This window comes from Microbacterium sp. IEGM 1404 (genome assembly GCF_030056775.1).
Lineage (GTDB): Bacteria > Actinomycetota > Actinomycetes > Actinomycetales > Microbacteriaceae > Microbacterium.
Genome location: NZ_JASHKP010000014.1, coordinates 1 through 253, shown reverse-complemented (window position 1 = coordinate 253; position 253 = coordinate 1). Strand labels below are relative to the sequence as shown.

Genomic DNA, 253 nt, shown 5'->3' with positions numbered 1-253 from the left:
CCGGACACGAGGCGGGCGCACCCGCAGGCCGCGCTGGCCAGCGCCCGGTGCTGCGCGGTGCTGCCCATGCCGCCCGCCAGGCCGTCGCGGCCGGCTTCCCGCTCCTCGAGGTCCACCCGGCCGACGAGTCCGCCGCTCGCATCGTGCGGAGGCGCAGCGGGCCGACCGGCGCCGACGGCACCCGTTTCCTCAACAGGGGGCCGCTGCACGCCCAGACGTCCATGCGCGCAGAGGCCGAGCGGCAGCGGTGGGC

Annotated in this window: 1 pseudogene; it reads left to right on the top strand. The window is 79.1% G+C overall.

Features of this window, described 5'->3' with window-relative positions:
* Positions 1 to 47 precede the first annotated feature (47 nt).
* Positions 48 to 253: pseudogene (locus QM517_RS18100) on the top strand (hypothetical protein); the annotation flags it as partial.